Consider the following 4063-nt stretch of genomic DNA (forward strand, 5'->3'; position numbering starts at 1 on the left):
TATACCGACTTTTCTTACTTTGTCAACACCTTTTTTTAACTTTTTTTCATTTCTCCTGAATTACTTCCTTCAGCTCTCTGAGAAGGGCTTTGCGGCCTTTAAATCGTTCGTCTGCCCAGAGGCGTTCGTAGGCTTCTTGCTTATCTTGTGGTAACTTTCTTCTATAACTATTCAATAATTCATGAAGGGCGTAGTAATCATCCAGCCACAATCCTCCTTCTGGTAGGCGATGGCTAATTTCTCCTACTTCTTCATAGGCCATTCGGTCTAGGCGACGTTTTTGACTCTCTTGTTTTCTGACACTATCAAGGATTCGATTGCGAAATTTTGTTTTGAAGTAGACGTAGAGTTTCTTTTCTTCTTCCACCAGTTCTGGATGCTTTTCTAGAAGTTCATGGAGACAGATCATGCCTTCTTGATCCCAATCCTCTTTCTCCCACAGGTGGAGATAGTAATCTTTTCGACATCTATGGACAATTCCTTTTACCTTCTCATAATACTTTTCAAGCATTTGCTTTCCCCCTTTCTCTGCTTGTAGTATAGCAGAGAAAGGCGGAAAGAAGGGCTTTGGTTTCTGTCTTGTGCTTTTTTTACTCTCTAATGTTATGGAAGTTGTGAATGCTGACAAGTGAGAGTGAAAAAAGACAAAGATTTGAATCCTTGTCTTTTAGCTTATAAACGTATTAGTGAAACAGATCTACAATGGTATCCCAAACTGTCTGGGCTTTTTCTTTAATCTTAGCATCTGAAATAGCTTTGCCTGCTTCATCGACCAGATTTTGTGCTCGTCCACGAATATCTGCTAATATATCATCCGACTGCGTACTAGTATCACTTGTAGTTTGTTTCCGTGTGTTTTCTGGTGCAATACCATTCATTTTATAAGCATTTTCAACTGTAAAAGTGCTTCCTGGTGTATAAGGAAGAATTGTTTCTGCCATACTTCTAAAAATGTGAGCAGCACCATTCGAAGTCGAACCTGCCAGATAATGATTTTCGTCCGTAGTCGGGAAACCAAGCCAATGACTTATCACCACATCAGGCGTATATCCGATAACCCACTGGTCACTTGTATATACTGGGTTAAAAGCTGCTTCAGTTGTACCAGTTTTCCCAGCCATAACATAGTCATCTGGCGAGGAGCTTATTCCTGTACCGTTTGTAAAAGTACCTAACATCATACTGGTCATTTTATCGGCTACTGACTTATCTATTATACGTTTTTGAGAATTTTTGTGGGTTGCAATGACTTGGCCGCTCGCATTTTCAATACGAGTAATAAAATGCGCTTCAGGTATCAAACCTTCATTTGCAAACGCTGCATAAGCCTGCGCCATTTGTAGCGGACTTGTCTCCACCCCACCACCTAGAGCTACACCTAACACACGATCAACATTCGTTAAATCAAGTCCGAATCTTTCACCTGATTCAAAAGCCTTATCGATACCAAGTTGCTTGACTGTCGCTACAGCAGGAAGATTTAGAGACTCGGCTAAGGCTTGATACATTGGAACTTCTGGTGATGTCTTGATTCCTGCGTAATTGTCTACTTTATAATCACCATATTGCATGGTATGATTATCCAGCTCCTTATTAAGAGACCAACCCGCTTCGACTGCTGGTGTATAGACTACTAAAGGTTTAATCGTTGAACCTGGACTTCTTTTGGTCTGGGTTGCATAGTTAAAATTTCTGAAACCTGTCTTATCATCCCCTGCCACTCGACCAACAACTCCTCGAACTCCACCCGTTTTTGGCTCCAAAGCGACACTACCAGACTCTGCATGTGTCCCATCTTCAGCTGTCGGAAAGAGCGAAGTATTTTGATAGATAACCTGCATATTTGCTTGGTAATTTTGATCTAGCTCCGTATAAATTCGATAACCGTTATTAACGATTTCTTCCTCTGTTAGATTATACTTTTCAATAGCTTCATTAACAACTGCATCAAAATAAGAAGGATAACGGTAGTCTGATATTTTCCCTTCATAACTATCTTTCAATTGAGAAGCCATATCAACACTTGCTGCTTCTGCTTCCTTATTTTTATCAAGGTAGCCGGCAGCCACCATATTTTGCAAGACAGTATCTCTTCGATTAGTTGAATGCTCAATGGAATTCAGAGGATTGTACAATTCTGGGCCTTTAAGCATGCCTGCTAAAGTGGCAGCTTCATCAAGAGTTAATTCCGATGCCGAAACTCCAAAGTACTTCTTACTAGCATCCTCAACACCCCAAACTCCATTACCGAAGTAGGCATTGTTCAAATACATGGTTAGAATTTCTTTTTTACTGTATTTTTTGGTTAATTCTAAAGCAAGGAAGAATTCTTTGGCCTTTCTCTGAACAGTTTGGTCTTGTGAAAGATAAGCATTTTTCGCTAACTGTTGGGTAATTGTAGAACCACCACCCGAGCGACCAGCTGTTAGGATCGCTAGGAAAAAGCGACCATAGTTAATTCCACTATTTTTATAGAAGCTCCTATCTTCTGTCGCAACAACAGCATTCTGCAAGTCTTCACTAATTTCCGAGAGCTCAACATAGGTTCCTTTTTGGCCTGACAAGGCACCAGCCTCATTCTCTTCTCTATCAAAAATCACCGTTCTTGTTTTCAAAGCATTCTGCAAGTCTGTAACATTTGTCGATTTAGCCAAGGCAAATAGATAGACCCCAACAAACAAGCTTGCACTTAGTCCAAGAATTAGAAAGATTTTGGTCAGATGATAGCGACGCCAAAATTTTCGAATAGGTCCGACTTGCCCAACTTTCTTTCGCCCACCTCTTGACCGTCTTAAATTAGTCGAGGTATTTTCTTCATTATTAGCTTCGTCGATTTCTATTTCTTCCATTTCAGCTTCTTCTTTTTTAAATAAAGAAAGAAACTTTTCAAATAATGTATCTAATTTCATGCGTTTATTTTATCATCTTCCCCATAGGAAGACAAGAATTTAGCTAGATTCTCTATCCAAATAATCTATTTTTTGTTACAATATCTGTATGAAATTTACCTTTGTTATCCCTGATTCTCTTCCTGAAATGACTGTCAAAATCTTCTTGGAGGAGCAACTACTCATTCCGAGAAAAATACGGCATTTCTTGAGAATTAAAAAGCACATTCTCATCAATCAAGAAGAAGTCCACTGGCATCAAACTGTCAAATCCGGAGATGAATGTCAACTGATTTTCGATGAGGAGGATTATCCTACAAAAGAAATTGTTTGGGGGAATCCTAATCTTGTCCAAGAAGTTTATCAGGACCAACATTTAATCATCGTCAACAAACCTGAAGGAATGAAAACTCACGGGAATCAACCAGATGAGATTGCTCTTCTTAACCATGTCAGTGCCTACGTTGGCCAGACCTGTTATGTCGTTCATCGTCTAGACATGGAAACCAGCGGTTTAGTTCTCTTCGCTAAAAATCCTTTTATCCTGCCTATTCTCAATCGCTTATTGGAGAAAAAAGAGATTTCTAGAGAATATTGGGCACTTGTTAACGGAAATATCAGCAGCAAAGAGCTTGTTTTCAAGGACAAAATCGGACGTGATCGTCATGATCGCAGAAAAAGAATAGTCGATACAAAAAATGGGCAATATGCTGAAACTCATGTAACTCGATTGAAACAATTTCAAAACAAGACCAGTCTTCTTCGTTGTCGATTAAAAACAGGACGTACTCATCAGATTCGAGTTCATTTATCTCACCACGGTCATCCAATCCTTGGAGACCCTCTCTACAATCCACATTCAAAAACTAAAAGACTAATGCTTCATGCATTTAAACTTTCTTTTGTCCATCCTCTGACCTTAAACAAATTAAGCTTTACTGCGCTATCAGATACATTTGAAAGAGAATTAAACCAAAATGGATGACACTATCATCCATTTTTTCTTATAGATACCAAAAAAAAGCAAGACCAGTTGGCCTTGCTTTTATGGCTCATTGTCAACTGTAGTGGGTTGAATAAAAACTAACATCTGGAGAGGACAATTGATGTCCTCTTCATTTTTATATTCAGAGCGATGAAAATTCGTTTCTTAAAGTTGTCAAAGTTCCGAAATC

Annotated in this window: 3 protein-coding genes; 1 reads left to right on the forward strand and 2 read right to left on the reverse strand. The window is 39.0% G+C overall.

Features of this window, described 5'->3' with window-relative positions:
• Positions 1–46 precede the first annotated feature (46 nt).
• Together QM867_RS10570 and pbp2a are read right to left on the reverse strand one after the other, a co-directional pair.
• Entirely contained in the window at positions 47–511 is a 465-nt protein-coding gene (locus tag QM867_RS10570; protein WP_153224704.1) for a sigma-70 family RNA polymerase sigma factor, read from the reverse strand.
• Between the two features lie 172 nt (positions 512–683).
• Positions 684–2909: a penicillin-binding protein PBP2A gene (gene pbp2a / locus QM867_RS10575; protein WP_153224703.1), complete on the reverse strand. Its 2226-nt coding sequence runs from the start codon at positions 2907–2909 to the stop codon at positions 684–686.
• An 88-nt stretch (positions 2910–2997) separates the two neighbouring features.
• On the opposite strand from pbp2a, the gene QM867_RS10580 reads away from it, so the two are divergent.
• Positions 2998–3873 (forward strand): RluA family pseudouridine synthase, encoded by an 876-nt coding sequence (locus QM867_RS10580; protein WP_153224702.1) that lies wholly within the window; start codon positions 2998–3000, stop codon positions 3871–3873.
• Positions 3874–4063: the final 190 nt, after the last annotated feature.

It is taken from the genome of Streptococcus infantis, from assembly GCF_047463635.1.
In the GTDB taxonomy this organism is placed as follows: domain Bacteria; phylum Bacillota; class Bacilli; order Lactobacillales; family Streptococcaceae; genus Streptococcus; species Streptococcus infantis_W.

Bases quoted from the DNA above. Each gene is read 5' to 3' on its own strand.
- QM867_RS10570 (WP_153224704.1), bottom strand. From the start codon at position 511: ATGCTTGAAAAGTATTATGAGAAGGTAAAAGGAATTGTCCATAGATGT.
- pbp2a (WP_153224703.1), bottom strand. From the start codon at position 2,909: ATGAAATTAGATACATTATTTGAAAAGTTTCTTTCTTTATTTAAAAAA.
- QM867_RS10580 (WP_153224702.1), top strand. From the start codon at position 2,998: ATGAAATTTACCTTTGTTATCCCTGATTCTCTTCCTGAAATGACTGTC.